This window comes from Bacteroides sp. AR20 (assembly GCF_964250605.1).
Classification (GTDB): Bacteria; Bacteroidota; Bacteroidia; order Bacteroidales; family Bacteroidaceae; genus Bacteroides; species Bacteroides uniformis.
On record NZ_CAXUGK010000001.1, the window covers coordinates 40,358 to 56,831 of the forward strand.

General features: G+C 45.8%; 18 protein-coding genes and 1 tRNA gene. 11 read left to right on the forward strand and 8 right to left on the reverse strand.

The window, feature by feature from the left end:
• Position 1 precedes the first annotated feature (1 nt).
• From ACESTD_RS00175 to ACESTD_RS00200, 6 genes are all read left to right on the forward strand, one after another.
• On the forward strand, positions 2–781 hold the full coding sequence (locus tag ACESTD_RS00175; RefSeq protein WP_005833108.1) for a TatD family hydrolase: 780 nt from the start codon (positions 2–4) through the stop codon (positions 779–781).
• 162 nt (positions 782–943) lie between these two features.
• Positions 944–1,031: transfer RNA gene (locus ACESTD_RS00180), tRNA-Ser, on the forward strand.
• A gap of 77 nt (positions 1,032–1,108) precedes the next feature.
• On the forward strand, positions 1,109–1,912 hold the full coding sequence (locus ACESTD_RS00185) for a MotA/TolQ/ExbB proton channel family protein (RefSeq protein WP_373158574.1): 804 nt from the start codon (positions 1,109–1,111) through the stop codon (positions 1,910–1,912).
• 5 nt (positions 1,913–1,917) lie between these two features.
• Entirely contained in the window at positions 1,918–2,403 is a 486-nt protein-coding gene (locus tag ACESTD_RS00190; protein ID WP_005833104.1) for a hypothetical protein, read from the forward strand.
• A 35-nt stretch (positions 2,404–2,438) separates the two neighbouring features.
• Positions 2,439–3,029, forward strand: a complete 591-nt coding sequence (locus tag ACESTD_RS00195) for a biopolymer transporter ExbD (RefSeq protein WP_035449112.1) — start codon at positions 2,439–2,441, stop codon at positions 3,027–3,029.
• A complete protein-coding gene (locus tag ACESTD_RS00200; protein ID WP_025833345.1) occupies positions 3,029–3,493 on the forward strand; it encodes a biopolymer transporter ExbD in 465 nt (154 codons plus the stop codon). The genes ACESTD_RS00195 and ACESTD_RS00200 overlap by 1 nt, the downstream gene beginning before the upstream one ends.
• 75 nt (positions 3,494–3,568) lie before the next feature.
• Here ACESTD_RS00200 and ACESTD_RS00205 read toward each other — a convergent pair whose 3' ends face one another.
• Together ACESTD_RS00205 and ACESTD_RS00210 are read right to left on the reverse strand one after the other, a co-directional pair.
• Positions 3,569–4,105, reverse strand: coding sequence for a GNAT family N-acetyltransferase (locus tag ACESTD_RS00205; RefSeq protein ID WP_005833097.1), 537 nt, complete (start codon positions 4,103–4,105; stop codon positions 3,569–3,571).
• A gap of 24 nt (positions 4,106–4,129) precedes the next feature.
• On the reverse strand, positions 4,130–5,407 hold the full coding sequence (locus ACESTD_RS00210; RefSeq protein ID WP_005833095.1) for an IgA Peptidase M64: 1,278 nt from the start codon (positions 5,405–5,407) through the stop codon (positions 4,130–4,132).
• Between the two features lie 239 nt (positions 5,408–5,646).
• Between ACESTD_RS00210 and ACESTD_RS00215 the strand changes: the two genes are divergently transcribed.
• Positions 5,647–6,123: an Lrp/AsnC family transcriptional regulator gene (locus tag ACESTD_RS00215; RefSeq protein ID WP_005827104.1), complete on the forward strand. Its 477-nt coding sequence runs from the start codon at positions 5,647–5,649 to the stop codon at positions 6,121–6,123.
• A gap of 2 nt (positions 6,124–6,125) precedes the next feature.
• Here ACESTD_RS00215 and ACESTD_RS00220 read toward each other — a convergent pair whose 3' ends face one another.
• The 6 genes from ACESTD_RS00220 to ACESTD_RS00245 form a co-directional block, all read right to left on the reverse strand.
• A complete protein-coding gene (locus tag ACESTD_RS00220; protein ID WP_005833093.1) occupies positions 6,126–6,614 on the reverse strand; it encodes a dihydrofolate reductase in 489 nt (162 codons plus the stop codon).
• Positions 6,615–6,659: 45 nt separating this feature from the next.
• Positions 6,660–7,454, reverse strand: a complete 795-nt coding sequence (locus ACESTD_RS00225) for a thymidylate synthase (protein WP_005827101.1) — start codon at positions 7,452–7,454, stop codon at positions 6,660–6,662.
• 72 nt (positions 7,455–7,526) lie between these two features.
• Complete coding sequence (cls, locus tag ACESTD_RS00230; RefSeq protein ID WP_005833088.1) at positions 7,527–8,756, reverse strand: cardiolipin synthase; 1,230 nt, start codon at positions 8,754–8,756, stop codon at positions 7,527–7,529.
• A 62-nt stretch (positions 8,757–8,818) separates the two neighbouring features.
• The gene (locus tag ACESTD_RS00235) at positions 8,819–9,145 is read right to left on the reverse strand and encodes a DUF5056 domain-containing protein (RefSeq protein ID WP_005827095.1); all 327 of its coding nucleotides are present in this window, start codon (positions 9,143–9,145) and stop codon (positions 8,819–8,821) included.
• Positions 9,132–9,677 (reverse strand): RNA polymerase sigma factor, encoded by a 546-nt coding sequence (locus ACESTD_RS00240; RefSeq protein ID WP_009037971.1) that lies wholly within the window; start codon positions 9,675–9,677, stop codon positions 9,132–9,134. The genes ACESTD_RS00235 and ACESTD_RS00240 overlap by 14 nt, the downstream gene beginning before the upstream one ends.
• Positions 9,674–10,297 (reverse strand): DUF6249 domain-containing protein, encoded by a 624-nt coding sequence (locus ACESTD_RS00245; RefSeq protein ID WP_005833085.1) that lies wholly within the window; start codon positions 10,295–10,297, stop codon positions 9,674–9,676. The genes ACESTD_RS00240 and ACESTD_RS00245 overlap by 4 nt, the downstream gene beginning before the upstream one ends.
• Before the next feature lie 255 nt (positions 10,298–10,552).
• On the opposite strand from ACESTD_RS00245, the gene ACESTD_RS00250 reads away from it, so the two are divergent.
• The 4 genes from ACESTD_RS00250 (at position 10,553) to ACESTD_RS00265 (ending at position 16,440) form a co-directional block, all read left to right on the forward strand.
• Complete coding sequence (locus tag ACESTD_RS00250; protein WP_008664012.1) at positions 10,553–10,894, forward strand: hypothetical protein; 342 nt, start codon at positions 10,553–10,555, stop codon at positions 10,892–10,894.
• A gap of 64 nt (positions 10,895–10,958) precedes the next feature.
• Complete coding sequence (locus ACESTD_RS00255) at positions 10,959–13,382, forward strand: TonB-dependent receptor (protein WP_005827082.1); 2,424 nt, start codon at positions 10,959–10,961, stop codon at positions 13,380–13,382.
• Positions 13,383–13,472: 90 nt separating this feature from the next.
• Complete coding sequence (locus tag ACESTD_RS00260; RefSeq protein ID WP_005827081.1) at positions 13,473–14,930, forward strand: rRNA cytosine-C5-methyltransferase; 1,458 nt, start codon at positions 13,473–13,475, stop codon at positions 14,928–14,930.
• 277 nt (positions 14,931–15,207) lie between these two features.
• On the forward strand, positions 15,208–16,440 hold the full coding sequence (locus ACESTD_RS00265; RefSeq protein WP_373158575.1) for a serpin family protein: 1,233 nt from the start codon (positions 15,208–15,210) through the stop codon (positions 16,438–16,440).
• Positions 16,441–16,474: the final 34 nt, after the last annotated feature.

The following is a 16,474-nucleotide window of genomic DNA, read 5'->3' on the forward strand; positions in this document are numbered from 1 at the left end:
AATGAGATTGATTGATTCACATTCCCATCTTTTTTTAGAAGAGTTTGCAGAGGATTTGCCTCAAGTGATGGCTCGTGCCCGTGAGGCAGGAGTCACGCATATTTTTATGCCCAATATCGATAGTACCACCATAGGACCTATGCTTCGGGTGTGCCGTGAATATAAAGGGTATTGCTATCCGATGATTGGATTGCACCCTACCTCTGTGGGTGCGGATTATGAAAAGGAGTTGGAAATAGTGGCCCGGGAGCTGGCTTCACCGAATGAATTTGTTGCGGTTGGTGAGATTGGTATGGACTTGTATTGGGATAAAACTTTTCTCAGAGAACAGCAAAGGGGGTTGGACAGGCAGATTGAGTGGGCTTTGGAATACGGTTTGCCGGTAGTGCTACATTGTAGGGAAGCGTTCGACCATATATATAATGTGTTGAAACCCTATCAGCAGACTCCTTTGAAAGGAATTTTCCATAGTTTTACGGGGACCTCGGAAGAGGCCTGCAGGATTATGGAATTTGCGGATTTCATGATAGGAATAAATGGTGTGGTGACTTTCAAAAAATCAACTTTGCCGGAAGTCTTGAAGAATATTCCTTTGGAACGCATCGTGCTGGAAACCGATTCCCCTTATCTGACTCCGGTTCCCAATCGAGGCAAGAGGAACGAAAGCGCATATGTTAAGGATACTTTGGTAAAGGTGGCCGGAATTTATGGGAACTCTCCTGAAAAGGTGGCCCAGGTTACTTCTGATAACACTTTAAAAGTGTTCGGAATGCTCAAATAAGCTCTTTGAGATTTTAAAGTTTATTAATTTTGAGATTTTATTTAATATAAAACGGGTCGAATGAAGCAGAACAACAAAAAAAAGAATACATTTGTAGCTGAAAACGCTTGTGGTTCGCATTTTTTTTGTAATTTGCACCCGATTTCAGAAAAGGCGTCTATTGGAGAGATGCTCGAGTGGTTGAAGAGGCACGCCTGGAAAGCGTGTATACCCCTAAAGGGTATCCGGGGTTCGAATCCCCGTCTCTCCGCAGTGTGATGAAATGAAGATAAAACAACAAATTATAATAAATAAATTAATTAATTAATCTTAAAAATTAGACACACAATGAAAAAGTTATTTGCAATTGTTGCTGTGATGGGAGTCTTAACATTTGGCTCAACTCAACTTGCTCAGGCTCAAGATGCTCCTGCAGCTGAACAAACTGAACAAGCAGCTGTAGCACCTGCTGCTGATGCTGCTGCCCCTGCCGCTATGGAAGCTGCCGAGGGTGGTATCCACAAAGAGCTTAAGACTAAGTTTATTGAAGGTACTGCATCTTTCATGAGTTTGGTAGCTATCGCATTGGTTATCGGTCTTGCATTCTGTATTGAACGTATCATTTATCTGAGCTTGGCTGAAATTAATACAAAGAAGTTCTTGGCTGCTATCGAAGTTGCTTTGGAAAAAGGTGACGTTGAGGCTGCTAAAGATATCGCACGTAACACAAGAGGTCCTATCGCTTCTATCTACTATCAAGGTCTGATGAGAATCGATCAAGGTATCGACGTAGTAGAAAAGTCTGTAGTATCTTACGGTGGTGTACAAGCCGGTTATCTGGAAAAAGGTTGCTCTTGGATTACATTGTTCATCGCAATGGCTCCGTCTTTAGGATTCTTGGGTACTGTAATCGGTATGGTTCAGGCTTTTGATAAAATCCAGCAGGTAGGTGATATCTCTCCGACGGTTGTAGCAGGTGGTATGAAGGTTGCCTTGATTACTACTATCTTCGGTTTGATTGTTGCTTTGATTCTGCAGGTATTCTACAACTATATCTTGTCTAAGATTGAAGCTTTGACAAGTGAAATGGAAGATTCTTCTATCTCACTGTTGGATATGGTTATCAAATATGACTTGAAATACAAAAAATAATTAAGATGGCTAAGTTATCATATAAAGTATCATACTACGTACTGTATGCCATGTTCGCTATCATCTTGGTAGTGCTGGGCTTGTTCTACTTCGGTGGAGATGCTCAAGGTGATGCAGTATTGATGAGCGTTGACTCAGAAATGTGGCAACCGGCTCAGACAGATGCATTGATTTACTTGACGTATGCTCTGTTGGCTGTAGCTGTAATTGCTACGTTGGTTGGTGTATTGTTCCAATTCGGATCTGCCTTGAAGGATAATCCGGGGGCAGCCTTGAAATCTTTAATCGGCTTGATTGTATTGATTGTTGTAGTGGTTATAGCTTGGACTATGGGTAGCGATGAGCCGCTTACTATTCCGGGATATAGCGGTACTGACAATGTTCCTTTCTGGTTGAAGATTACCGATATGTTCCTCTATTCTATTTATATTTTGTTTGCCGGTACAGTGTTGGCAATCATTTTTAGTAGTATTAAGAAGAAATTATCATAACTGATTGAGGTAACTCAATTTAAAGAGTAATTACAATGGCAAAAGGAAAAAGAAAAGTTCCTGATATTAACTCAAGTTCTACAGCGGATATTGCATTCTTGTTGCTGATTTTCTTCTTGATCACGACATCTATGGATACTGACCGTGGTTTGGCAAGACGTTTGCCGCCTCCACCCGAAAAAGACCAGAAGATTGAGGACCAGAAGAAGAAAGAACGTAACGTTTTGCAAGTCTTCTTGAATATGAATGACCAGTTAATGTGCGGTAACGATTATATTAACGTAGAACAATTGCGTGCAAAGGCAAAGGAATTCATTGCCAATCCGTATAATGATGAAACGAAGCCAGAAAAGATTTCTAAGAATGTTCCTTTCTTTGGTACGGTTCAAGTAACGGAAAATCATGTGGTTTCTTTGCGTTGTGACCGTGGTTCTTCCTATAAGGCATATATGGCTGTACAGAATGAGTTGGTAGCGGCTTACAATGAGTTACGCGATGAACTGGCTCAGGAGAAGTGGCAGAAGAATTATGTCGAGTTGGATCAAGAACAACAAGATGCAATTCGTGATATTTATCCTCAGAGAATTTCTGAGGCAGAACCTAAAAAGTACGGAGAAAAGAAGTAATGGGAAAATTTAATAAGACTGGTAAACGTGAAATGCCGGCGTTGAACACTTCTTCTCTGCCTGACCTTATTTTCACCTTGTTGTTCTTCTTCATGATTGTAACAACTATGCGTGAGGTAACATTAAAGGTTGAGTTTAAGGTTCCGCAAGCTACAGAATTGGAGAAACTTGAAAAGAAGTCTTTGGTTACGTTTATCTATGTAGGAAAACCTACTGCCGAATTTCGTAAGAAGTTAGGTAATGAGAGCCGTATCCAGTTGAACGACAGCTATGCTGAAGTTGCTGAAATTCAAGATTACATTATTGGTGAACGTGCCAGTATGAAAGAAGAAGATCAGCCGCAGATGACAGTGTCTTTGAAAGTTGACCAAGATACGAAAATGGGTATCGTAACAGATATCAAGGAAGCTCTTCGTCAAGCTTATGCTTTGAAGATTAACTATTCTGCGCAACCGCGTCAGTAAGAGTTGATTTAATGATATAATAAAGGTCGTTTCATTTGTTGAAACGACCTTTATTGTTTTAAGTATATTGGATTTTTAAGATTTCACATTATATACTTCGCAGTAGATGTGTTCCTTTACAAGGTCAAAATCCTTTCCACATTCTATATCTCCATAGGCCATGATGAGCATAGGCAGGTAGTTGTCTCCTGCTTTATAGGGAGGCTGTTGGTAGGGCTTTTCCCATAAGGAGAATCCTTGCCGTTGATAGAAGTTAATGCGGCGTTTAGCCATTTCTTCTTCGGGTATTTCCACTTCCAAGACAATGGGATGTTTTAAGAGTTGGCACAAATGGTTCAGTACACTCTTTCCATATCCGCCGTTACGCTGTGTGGGGTCAATGGCAAAATGCTCTATATAGTAAAAATGTCCGAAATCCCAGTAAGTGATGAGACCTACCGGGGTGTTGTTATGGAAGATGATATTGTTATAGAAGTGCGTTTTGGTATCTGTATACTTGCGCAATTCCTCCAGTTCCCGGTACTCCTCTGAAGGGAACGATTGAGTCATTAATTTCTCCATGTAGCTGTACAAGTCTGTGTCAGCTGTTGTAATACGTTGAAGTCTGATCATAAGTTCTTTTAGTTTAGTTTGTTTTTATTCAGTATAAAATTCAATGACGCGGCAGATGGCCCGTTGGCAGACCGGGCAGAAAGTAGGGTATTCATTGGTGCGCATGCGGCAATTGTCTGCCGGACGGTAGATGCCTTTGGCAGAATAGCCAGCTCCTTCATATACGCCTACGGGATATGTTCCACTTTCAGAAGAGGGAGTAGGAACGGGAGTTCCTTGAGCAAGCATATCTTTCCATTTGGAAGTGAAATCGATTCTTGTGCTGATGTTCTGTTCCCAGGGTTCCACATCTAGTGGATAGGTATCTGTCATCACGTCATTGTCGTAGAAGTATTCATCGGCCAGTCCGCCAAAGCTATGCCCGAACTCATGTACCACAACGGGGCGGAACATGGGATGGTGGGCGGTAGTAAGGGTATAGGAATTATAGATTCCACCGCCTCCGTATTCTTCCGTATTGGCAAGGATGATGATGTGTTCATACGGTATTCCCGCCAGCGCATCGTGTATGGATTTGACACGGGAGGTTGTCAGATACCGGTCTGAATAGAATGTGCTGAAATGAGAGCTGAATGCTGTCCGTTTCCATTCTCCGAGGCGTGGTACGCTTACTCCGCTGTCTTCGGAGGGGCTGGCCACTGCTACAATGTTGAAGTGCTTTTTCATGGACCGGAAGGGTTCGTGGGCAAACAGACTTTCGCAGGCAATGGCTGCGTCTTCGTAGAATACCGGCATCTCTTCGGGAGTATATCCTTCTGCAAGGATGGCTACGTCGATGCATTTGGCCGTATTGCCGCTTTGCAGCAGATATTTATGTGGTGTGATGTGGGCAGTACCTTTCTGATGTATCAGGATGTCGTCGGGACTGACCGTATGTTTCATGCTTGCCCGTACATTTCTACGCGGGTCGAGAAGTGTTATTTCTATTTCTGCAGGACGGAGGGGATAGGGAAGGAGAAAGGTGTTTTCGAATCCTTTGGTCACCGCTTTGGCTTCATCCGTTTCCAGCCACTCCTGGAAGAGCGAAGAAAAGGATGTTTTGTAGATTACGCTGCCATTGGCTGCATCTCGCATAATGATTTGTCCGTTTCCTTGCAGGGGCAACTCAGATAAATGATGCTTCCTTCCTGCCCAAGAGGGGAGACAAGACAATCCGTCCAGGCATATCTCTTGTTTGGCTGCATTTCCGGTAAAGATATAGTCGACACGCAGGGTTTTATCTGCAAAATAATCTGCAAAACTTTGGGCATGCAAGGATATTGCTGCCATCAGGCATAATAGGAATAAGGAATACTTTTTCATAACGGTTCATTATTATTGCTACTACAAAGATAATATCTTTAAAGCTCATCTGCAATTTTCCGGTCGTGCGAGATGGAATTTTGCATATGCACTTTGAAATGCCTGATATGCGGTATTATTCTTTTTTTTGTAAGAAAAGTTATAAACCGTATTTTTATTGGCGAAAAAATAGCTAACTTTGCATGTTGCCGTATAGATATGCGGGAGATATAGTAATTTATTAATCATTAGAATTTGAAATGGGACATCATCAGTTGGATACTTTAGACGAACAGATTTTAAAACTTATAGCCGATAATGCACGCATTCCTTTCCTTGAAGTGGCCAGAGCTTGTAATGTATCGGGAGCAGCCATTCATCAGCGCATTCAAAAGCTGACAAACTTAGGTATATTGAAAGGTTCTGAATATGTGATTGATCCGGAGAAGATAGGATATGAAACATGCGCCTATATCGGTATCTATCTAAAGGATCCTGCTTCTTTTGATGCTGTAACGAGAGCATTGGAAGCTATTCCCGAGATTGTGGAATGCCATTTTACAACGGGCAAGTATGATATGTTCATAAAGCTTTATGCCCGCAACAACCATCATTTGCTGAGCATCATACATGATAAGTTGCAGCCGCTGGGACTGGCGCGTACGGAAACCTTGATTTCTTTCCACGAAGCCATCAAGCGGCAGATGCCTATAACGGTAGAAGAAGAGGAAGATTAATTCTACCGGCGGATATAATCGACGAATGCATAAGGGCAGGGATGCTTCTCATCTGCGGGATGGGACTCCCTGCTTTTTTCTTGCCATACAGTCGGAGCGACTTCGGGAAAGTAGGCATCCACCTGAGGGGCTTCTGCATCCACCTCGGTCAGGCAGAGGGCACCTGCAAAGGGGAGTGCCTGGCGATAAACGCTTGCACCGCCGATGATGTAGACGTGTTCGTCGGGCTGGCAACTGTTCAGTGCTTCTTCCAGTGAGGAAAAAACTTCTGCATCGGGACAAATCAAATCTTTTTGAGTGGACAGAACAACGTTGCGGCGGTTGGGAAGCGCGCCTTTGGGGAGAGATTCAAAGGTCTTTCGGCCCATGATGATGGTATTTCCCGTGGTGAGGGCTTTGAAACGCTTCAAATCATTGGGAAGCCAGAATAACAACCGGTTCTGATAACCGATACCTCTTTTTCTATCTACTGCGGCGATAATACTAATCATATGTGTGTAAAATTCTTTTCTCTTTCTATCTTTTTATTGTAGGATTTATACTGACACTTTCCCTGCAATATGCGGATGCGGGTTATAGTTGACCAACTCAAAATCCTCGAACTTGAAATCGAAGATGTTTTTCACATCCGGATTGATTCTCATCTGCGGCAAATCCCGCGGTTCACGAGATAGTTGGAGCTTTACCTGCTCCAGATGGTTCAGATAGATGTGGGCGTCTCCTAAGGTATGGATGAAATCTCCGGCTTTCAGTCCGGTGACTTGCGCCATCATCTGCAGGAGCAGGGCATAGGAAGCAATGTTGAAGGGCACTCCTAAAAAAATGTCCGCACTACGCTGGTACAGTTGCAGGCTCAGCCGTCCGTTGGCGACATAGAACTGGAAGAAAGCGTGGCAGGGAGGGAGGTTCATGTTGTCCAAATCGCCTACATTCCATGCGCTGACTATAATCCGGCGTGAGTCGGGATTGTGCTTGATGGTTTCTACAGCTTCGCTGATTTGGTCGATGAATCCACCTTTATAGTTCGGCCAGGAGCGCCATTGATACCCGTAGATATGTCCCAGGTCACCGTTTTCGTCCGCCCATTCGTTCCAGATGCGTACACCGTTGTCCTGAAGATATTTCACATTGGTGTCTCCTTGGAGGAACCATAGCAGTTCGTATATGATTGATTTCAGATGCAGCTTCTTGGTAGTAAGGCAGGGGAAGCCTTCATCCATGTTGAAACGCATCTGGTGGCCGAATACGCTGATGGTGCCGGTACCCGTACGGTCGCTTTTCTCTACGCCTTCGGTCAGTACGCGGTTCAGCAGGTCTAAATATTGTTTCATGATGTAGCTCTGTTTTTATCCGAACGCAAAGGTAGGGGAATTAATTAATAATTAATAATTAATAATTAAAAATTAGAGGAAGGGGGTCATCAAGTTCCCCACCCAGCCTACGAATTTCTTCCATCCGGAACGCTTTTTCCAGACTTCGGGAGTGAGCAGTGTACTGTTTTGCACGTCCCGTTCGAACATGGCATTCAGCTCATTGGTGATCTTGGGGTCGAAGATGAAAGCGTTTGTCTCGTAGTCATAGCGCAGGCTGCGGCTGTTGAGATTGGCAGTACCCACCGTGCAGAAAGTGCTGTCTACCATCATTATCTTGGAATGGTGGAAGCCGCCGTTGAAGAGATATATCTTGGCTCCTTTCTTCATCAGCTTGTGTGCTATGTAGAATGAGGCATCCGGAGTAAAGGCTATGTCCGACACGGCAGGTATCATGATTTCCACTTCAGTACCTTTTTTCAGTGCGTTCTTGATTGCCTTGCGGATTGATTTGGTCGGAACGAAATAAGGATTCACGATTCGGATGCTCTTCTGTGCGGCTTGTATGGAAGCTGCATAGGCATGGCTGATGGAGCGTGGTGTTTCGCGTGGCGTGCGGTCCACGATGGCTATTTCTTCGGCAATACTGTCGGGCAGTTGCTGAGTATCCGGGAAGTAGGCAGGTCCACCTACGTGTTGTCCCGTTTCCCGGTTCCACATGGTCAGGAAGATGCCCTGCAGATAGCGCACGGCATCTCCTTCAAGATGTATGTGCATATCGTGCCATTTACCGATTTTAGGCAATCCGTTGATGTAGTAGTCGGCAATGTTCATGCCGCCGGTATAACCTATCTTTCCGTCAATCACTACTATTTTCCGATGGTCGCGGTGTATGGCATGATTCACCCAGGGAAAAGTGATAGGATCGAACTTAACGATTTCGATGCCTTGGGCGCGGATGGATTTCAGATGGCGTTCTTTCAATGGTTGGTTGTTGGACCAGTTGCCGAAGGCATCGAACATGGCGCGGACTTCAACTCCCTCCTTGACTTTCTCTGCCAGAAGGCTGAACAAGGCATTGGCTATGGAGTCGTTGCGGAAGTTGAAGTATTCCAAATGGATATGATGCCGGGCATGGCGGATATTCTCGAAGAGATCGACGAACTTGTCATGGCCGGTCATCAGCAATTTCACTTCATTGTTATAAGTGACGGGGGCGCCCATTTCCTTCAAGTAATTCATGACAATGGAATCGCTTGTTGCTTGCGCCCCGGCATTCCCAATAGAAAAAACGAATAATATGATGAATAGAATCTTTCTCAAAACTTTCTCCTCTTAGTTAGTTTTATGAGGGGACAAAGATACGATTTATCATTGAAAAACAACTATGCCATAGATGAAATCTTGCGGTAACCGAAATAGAGCAATACCACTCCGGCAATGATTAACGACTTGGGGTCAAGCTCCGAAGCTCCGCTCCGGATGGCAGTATCGAAGGTTTCGCGCAAGGTGTCCAGTATCAGCTGCACTCCGTCGAGGGAGACGAACAGTACGAGGGCCAGAGTAAAGCAGAATGCTGTCCATATCTGCGCCAAGTGGCGGCTACGGTCGGGCAGATGTCGCAGTACGCGGCGGCTGAACCCGTTATCGGCTATTTCCTGCCGGTGTTCGGCAAAGAATGAAGTCAGGAGTTTATCATCATTTTCCATCATAACCATTTTGTTTTAAGTAGGAAGCCATTTTGTCTTTCGCCCGCGAGAGGTGGCTTTTTACCGTTCCCGCCGGACATCCGGTGATACCTGCAATCTTTTCGATGCTTTGGTCTTCCATGTAGAAGAGCGTGATGCAGGTGCGTTCCATTTCCTTCAGTGTGGCCAGGGCACGGTAAATGTCCATGTGCTGTCCCACGTCCTGCTGCAGTGTGCTGCATTGAGCGTCCACTCGGTACGTATCCAAATCGTCCGTTTCTTTCCGGCTGCGAATATAATCATAAAAAACGTTATAGGCAATACGGTAGAGCCAGGTTGAGAAGCTGGACAGATTCTTGAACGAAGCGATGTTTGTATAGGCCTTGATAAACGTATCTTGTGCCAGGTCGTCACTCAACTCGCTGTCGCCGCAGGTCTGGTGCAGGAAGAACCGCCGCACGGGCGACTGGTACTTCTTTACCAACTGGTCGAAGGCCCTGGTGTTGTGAAACACCACGACCTGTGCGACTAACGATATGTCACCCATCTGACTCATTTTTCTTCGTTCTTCTTCTGTTGGCTGTAGAAAATCACCAATTGTCCGAAGCCGGTGAACATGACGAGTAAGCCGATACATCCGAGACCGAATTCTCCGGTAATGGCCCAAAGGAAGATGAACAGGCCGATGCCGACGAATATGTTGTTGATGCCTTTGCTGCGGATATCCGTTGCTGCGGCTTCTTTGAAGAAGTTTTCAGGCAGTTGCTGTCCGCTGGCCAGGGCCTGTTCCGCCAGGCGGTACTTGGCTTTCCGGTTTTTATAGCGGAAGAAGAATACTACGAATATGATGAGTAGCGGCAGTCCGAATACAAAGACGATGGCTGTTACGGCAATCACGGTCTCCGAGGTCTTGCTCCCGAGGTCGAACCCGTTCCAGTCCATACTGCTGTGGTGGGTTCTCCATTTTTCCGGAGCATCGCTACTGCCGGTACCGTTTTCATAAGTCATGATGCTGAGTGTGTCTGTTACGGTTTCTCCATTGATGACAGTGTCTCTCAATTCGATGACTCTTTTCTTGTTCCCCTGACCGTCGTTCTCTGTTACGGTTCTGTTTGCGCCTTGCACCAGTGTGCAGAACATCATGGCGAGCATTAATCCAAAAATGATACGTTTCATAATCTATGGTCTTTTAATTTGTTTCTTTGTCGGTTAGACGTGTCGTCACCTTTATAAAGTTGCAAAGAGAAGATATTTTTTTTAGAAAACCGGAAATAAGGCGATATTTTTCCGTGAAAATGTCTTATTGTCTTTTTTCCGGAATAACAAGAAGTAGGTATTTGCGACTGTAAATAGAGGTAAATATACAAACCGGGTTGTTTCTTATTGTAAATACTGTTATCTTTGCGCATCTGTTTTTATTGGGAAGTCTTGATGAAGTTGAGGAATATAATGAAGTGTTTCCTCCCTCTGCTGTTCATTGCCTATCTGGGAGGAATTACGCTGTTTACCCACTCGCATGTGGTGAATGGTGTTATCATTGTGCATTCCCATCCATTCAAGGGCCAGCATGAGCATACAGAGGTGCAGTTGGAAACCATTTTCTATCTAGCCTCTTTCGTCTCTTCTTCCCTTCCGTTGCTTCCGGTTGCCGCGACGGTTTTCCTTGTTTTGTTGTGTGTACTGAGCATTCTTACCACGGAATGCATCAAGTGTGTAAAGCTTCGTGGCGGTATTTGCCTGCGTGCTCCCCCTTCTTTTTTTCAAATCCGATAGATTAAGGCAATTCCGTTGTGGGATTGCGTCAACCTCATTGATTAACATATTATTTTAGAAGTACATGAAAAAATATATATTTTTTGTGGTGGGAGCAGTATGTCTGTTACTCTCATCAACCGTTTATGCCGAAGATTTGAAGAGTACCGATGCCAATATTGTCGGTCATGTAATAGAAAAAAGTACAAGGGAACATTTGCCTTATATGACAGTTTCGCTGAAAGGCACCACCATCGGGACCATGACCGATGCCACCGGTCACTATTTCCTAAAGAATCTGCCTGAAGGTGAGTTCACGTTGTCCGTCAGTGCCGTAGGTTATAAGTCGCAGGAGCGCAAAGTCGTTCTGAAACGTGGTAAGACCTTGGAAGAGAACTTTGAGTTGGAAGAAGACATGGTGGCACTGGACGGGGTGGTAGTCACAGCCAACCGCAATGAGACTGCCCGGCGCTTGGCACCCACTTTGGTCAAAGTGGTCACTCCTAAACTGTTTGAGCAGACAAACTCGCATACTTTGTCGCAAGGACTGGCCTTTCAGCCAGGTGTGCGGGTGGAGACCGATTGCCAGAATTGCGGTTATTCACAAGTGCGCATCAACGGGCTGGATGGGAAATATACCCAAATATTGATAGACTCACGTCCCATCTTTTCCTCTCTGGCCGGTGTGTATGGGTTGGAACAGATTCCCGCCAACATGATAGAGCGTGTGGAAGTGGTGCGTGGAGGTGGTTCAGCCTTGTTCGGTTCTTCGGCCATTGCCGGGACGGTGAATATCATTACGAAGGAACCGATTCGCAATTCCGGTTCTTTCTCGCATACCATTTCCAATTTCGACGGTTCCGGCTCGTTCGACAACAACACGACCCTGAATCTTTCCTTGGTTTCTTCGGACAGTAAGATGGGGGCTTATGTGTACGGCCAGAGCAGGCATCGTTCGGCATGGGACTCCAACGGAGACGGTTTTTCCGAATTACCGAAGCTGAAGAACCAGACTGTCGGTCTGAATGCTTACTACCGGACAAGTGCCTATTCCAAGCTGAGCCTTGAATACCATCATATGGAGGAATTCCGCCGTGGTGGAAGTGGCTTCAGCCTTCCCCCTCATATAGCCGAGGATGCCGGATTGAACGGTACCGGGGCGCCCGGACTGGTGGAACAGCTGAAACATTCCATCAACACGGGTGGGCTCAAGTTCACGGCTTTCTCCAAAAACCAGAAACATACGTTCAGTACCTATGCTTCGGCTCAGCACATCGTGCGCAATAGTTATTACAGCGCTTATGGAATGACTACGGACTTTACCGGTGTGCTGGGTGCCCAGTATATTTATCATTTTGACAAGTGTCTGTTTATGCCTGCCGATTTGACCGGAGGCATTGAGTTCAATCACGACAATCTGCATGACAAGGCAACGGACGTACAGAAGTATCGTGATGCTGCTTTGGCCGAAGATCCTACGGCAACGGGTGACCGCTTGCAACAACTGATTGAGAAATATACCCCCGCCCCGTTGAACCAAGTGGTGAATATAGCAAGCGTCTATGCCCAGAATGAGTGGAAGAACGAACAGTGGAGTTTCCTGATTGGCGGGCGCGTAGATAAAAACAGCATCATGGACAAGGCTGTTTTCAGTCCCCGTGCCAATATCCGTTACAATCCTACTCAGGATGTGAATATCCGTTTCAGTTATGCTGAGGGATTCCGTGCTCCACAAGCGTTTGATGAAGATCTGCATATCAGTAATGTGGGTGGAGAGTTGGTTTCCATTGTCCGCGCCAAAGGATTGAAGGAAGAGCGTTCGCGCAGCTTCAATGCTTCGGTAGATTGGTACCACTATTTCGGAGATTTCCAGGCAAACCTACTGGTGGAAGGCTTCTACACGAAACTTTCCGACCCGTTTGTCCTGACGCCTCCGGTGAAAGACCCGGATGGTAGCGCTTATCTGATACAGACCCGTATCAATGGTTCGGGAGCTAAAGTGTATGGCGGCACATTGGAAGGAAAGGTTGCCTATAAGGATAAGGTTCAGTTGCAGGCAGGGCTGACGCTTCAACGAAGTATCTATGACTCTCCCGAAGAATGGAGTGCGGATGAGGAGCACTTGTCGGAGAAAGAACGTTACAGCGACAAGATACTGCGTACTCCCGACGTCTACGGCTACTTTACAGCTACCTATATGCCGGTTAAAGCCTTCTCAATAGCTTTGAACGGCAATTATACCGGGCGGATGTACGTTCCCCATTTGCTTTCGGAGGTGAACGGTGAGGCGGATGTATTGGTAAAGAGTCCGGACTTCTTTGAGCTTGGAACAAAGATAGCTTACGACTTTGATTTTCAAGGGTTCTGTTTGCAGCTCAATGCCGGTGTACAGAATATATTCAATTCTTATCAGAAAGATTTTGATAAAGGAGCGAGCCGCGATTCCGGTTATATCTACGGACCGGGTGCACCGCGTTCCTATTTTGCAGGGGTGAAACTCAGTTTTTAAAAAGAGTATTGAACCGTGCTTTTTGTTTAGCCCCGTAGATTGGTGAAACGTATTTTGCACTATCTTTGCTGCCATAAAACAGTTCAAAGCATGAAGCTACCCTCATCTTTCACCGATTATACACGCGCCCTCTTGGGTGTGGAAGAATATGAAAAGCTGGCTGCCGCCCTGGAAGGGGAGCAGCCGGTCAGTATCCGACTGAATGAAGATAAATTACCGGAATCTTCATTCAGTCTTTTTCGTTCCTCTTTTAGGCATGTCCCTTGGTCTACTGCCGGATACTATCTGGACAAGCGGCTGACATTCACTTTTGACCCGCTGTTTCATGCAGGCTGCTACTATGTGCAGGAGGCTTCGTCTATGTTTGTGGAGCAGGCTTTGAGGCGGTATGTGGGCGAAGGACCGGTGGTGATGCTTGACCTCTGTGCGGCTCCCGGCGGGAAATCCACGCATGCCCGTAGCGTGTTGCCCGCAGGCAGTCTGCTGGTGGCCAATGAGGTAATCCGCAACCGCTCGCAGGTATTGGCGGAGAATCTTACGAAGTGGGGGCATTCCGGTGTGGTGGTCACTAATAATGACCCGGCAGATTTTTCTTCCTTGACGGACTTCTTCGACGTCATATTGACGGATGTCCCCTGCTCTGGCGAGGGGATGTTCCGTAAAGACCCCGTTGCGGTAAGTGAGTGGAGTGGGGAGAATGTGGAAATCTGCTGGCAGCGCCAGCGTCGCATCGTTACGGATATCTGGCCTTGCTTGAAGTCCGGAGGCATTCTCATCTACAGTACTTGTACCTATAATACAAAGGAAAACGAAGAGAACATCCGTTGGATACGGGATGAATTCGGGGCGGAGGTATTGCCGTTGGAAATTTCTACTGACTGGAATATTACGGGTAATCTATTGTCGGGAGAGGACTTTCCCGCCTATCGTTTCCTGCCCCATCGGACGAAGGGGGAAGGATTCTTTTTGGCAGTTCTCCGCAAACCGGGCGTGAGCGATGGGAATACCTGGGCCGGGCAGGTGAAATCCTGGGAAAAAGGAAGAAAACCTCAAGGAAAAGGAGCGAAAACTCCGGGTGTTTCCAAAGAACAGCTTTCGGCACTGCATGAGTGGTTTGCGGTTCCGGATAATTACGAATTTATCGTCAATGGCAACAACGTCAGCGCTTTCCCTAAAGCGTATCTCTCCGAACTGTCGGCTTTGCGTTCGTCACTCCGTATCGTGCAGGCTGGGGTAGATGTTGCCGAGTTGAAAGGAAAAGACTGGATGCCTGCTCATGGGCTCGCCATGAGTATAGCACTGAATCCGGATGCCTTTGCCCATGAAGAGATAGGCCGCGAGCAGGCCATCAGCTATCTGCGCAAGGAGGCTGTTGTCCTTTCGGAGACTGCTCCGCGCGGCATTGTCTTGCTCACCTACAAACAGATACCTCTAGGATTTGTCAAGAATATAGGTAACCGTGCCAATAATCTTTATCCCCAGGAATGGCGCATACGCAGCGGATATTTGCCGGAAGGGGTGCTGGAATTGGCAACAATAACCGGGTGAAATCAATCACGTTACTGCAAAGCTGCTGTATATATTTTGCAGTAGCACTGCAGAGCTGTTGCAGTGACACTGCAAATATATATGCAGCGCGACTGCAACACATATGCAGTGGTGCTGCAACACATATGCAGTGCGACTGCAAAAAATATGCAGAACTTTGCAGTATAATAATAGAGTAGGAATGTACTATTTTTTATTGTTTCTTCAATGCAGTATTTTGTTTGTTCAAGCATTTTCTATATATAGATAACTGTTTTAAAACTAATACTATTTGCTTATGCTTAAAAAAACGATTACTGCCTTAAGCCTACTTTGTATCCTTGCAGCCTGCCAGAGTGACGACAACTCTTCACCACAACCCAAGCCTCGCAAAGACATTGCCTTGACCCGTGCCGAGCAGGAGATGATGGATTTAGGAACGGATTTCGCTTTCCGTTTCTTTAATCAGGTTTGTAAAACTGAGGTGGAAAAGCCCAATCTGTTCATCTCTCCTTTGAGCGCTTCGCTCTGTCTGTCTATGATTGCCAATGGAGCGTTGGGAAACACACTATCTGAGATGACAGATGTCCTGGGCTTTTCGGGCTATTCGTTGGAAGAAATGAACAACTATAATAAGAAGCTGGTGGAGGCGTTGCTCGATTTGGACAATACCACACAGTTGGGAATTGCCAATTCCATCTGGATAAAGAAAGGGTTCGGTGTTCATGACGACTTTGTAAGCGTAAACAAAAAGATGTATGACGCGCAAGTGCAGGAGCTGGATTTTGCCTCTCCCAAGGCTCCGGACATTATAAACGGCTGGTGTGCCGGGAAAACGAATAATTGCATCCCCAAAGTCTTGAATGAGATTCCGGAGACGGCGCGTCTTTATCTGTTGAATGCGCTTTATTTCAAGGGGATTTGGAAGAATCAATTCAAAAAATCGGATACGGCAGAAGAGGCTTTTACGAATGCTGACGGAAGCAAATCGACTGTACACATGATGAATCTTCGTGACGAGAGATTCAACTATGCCGAGAATGAGTATTTCTCAATGGCAGAGTTGCCTTACGGCAATGAGGCTTTCAGTATGGTGGTGCTCTTGCCGGCAGAGGGAAAATCGTTGGATGAGTGCCTGCCGCAGCTGAATGACGAGCGCTGGGGGGAATGGAACAGTAGTTTATCAAGCTCTGCCTTGAACCTTAAGTTACCCCGGTTTGAAATGGAATATGATAAAGAACTCATTGACGATATGATGGCAATGGGAATGCAGGAGGCTTTTACTCCATCGGCCGATTTTTCCGGAATGGCGGATGAGGATTTGTTTATCAGTTTGCTGCAACAGTTCACTTATGTGAAAGTGAATGAAGAGGGGACGGAAGCTGCGGCTGTAATTGTCGGAGGAATGGACGTGGCCGCTCCCGGACCAAGTACGGTAATTCCGTTCTATGTGGACCGTCCTTTCATCTTTCTGATAAAGGAGAAGAGTACGGGAGTTATTCTGTTTATGGGTAAAGTCACAAAACTATAACTACAATATATTGAAATAGAAAGAGCTGTCTGTC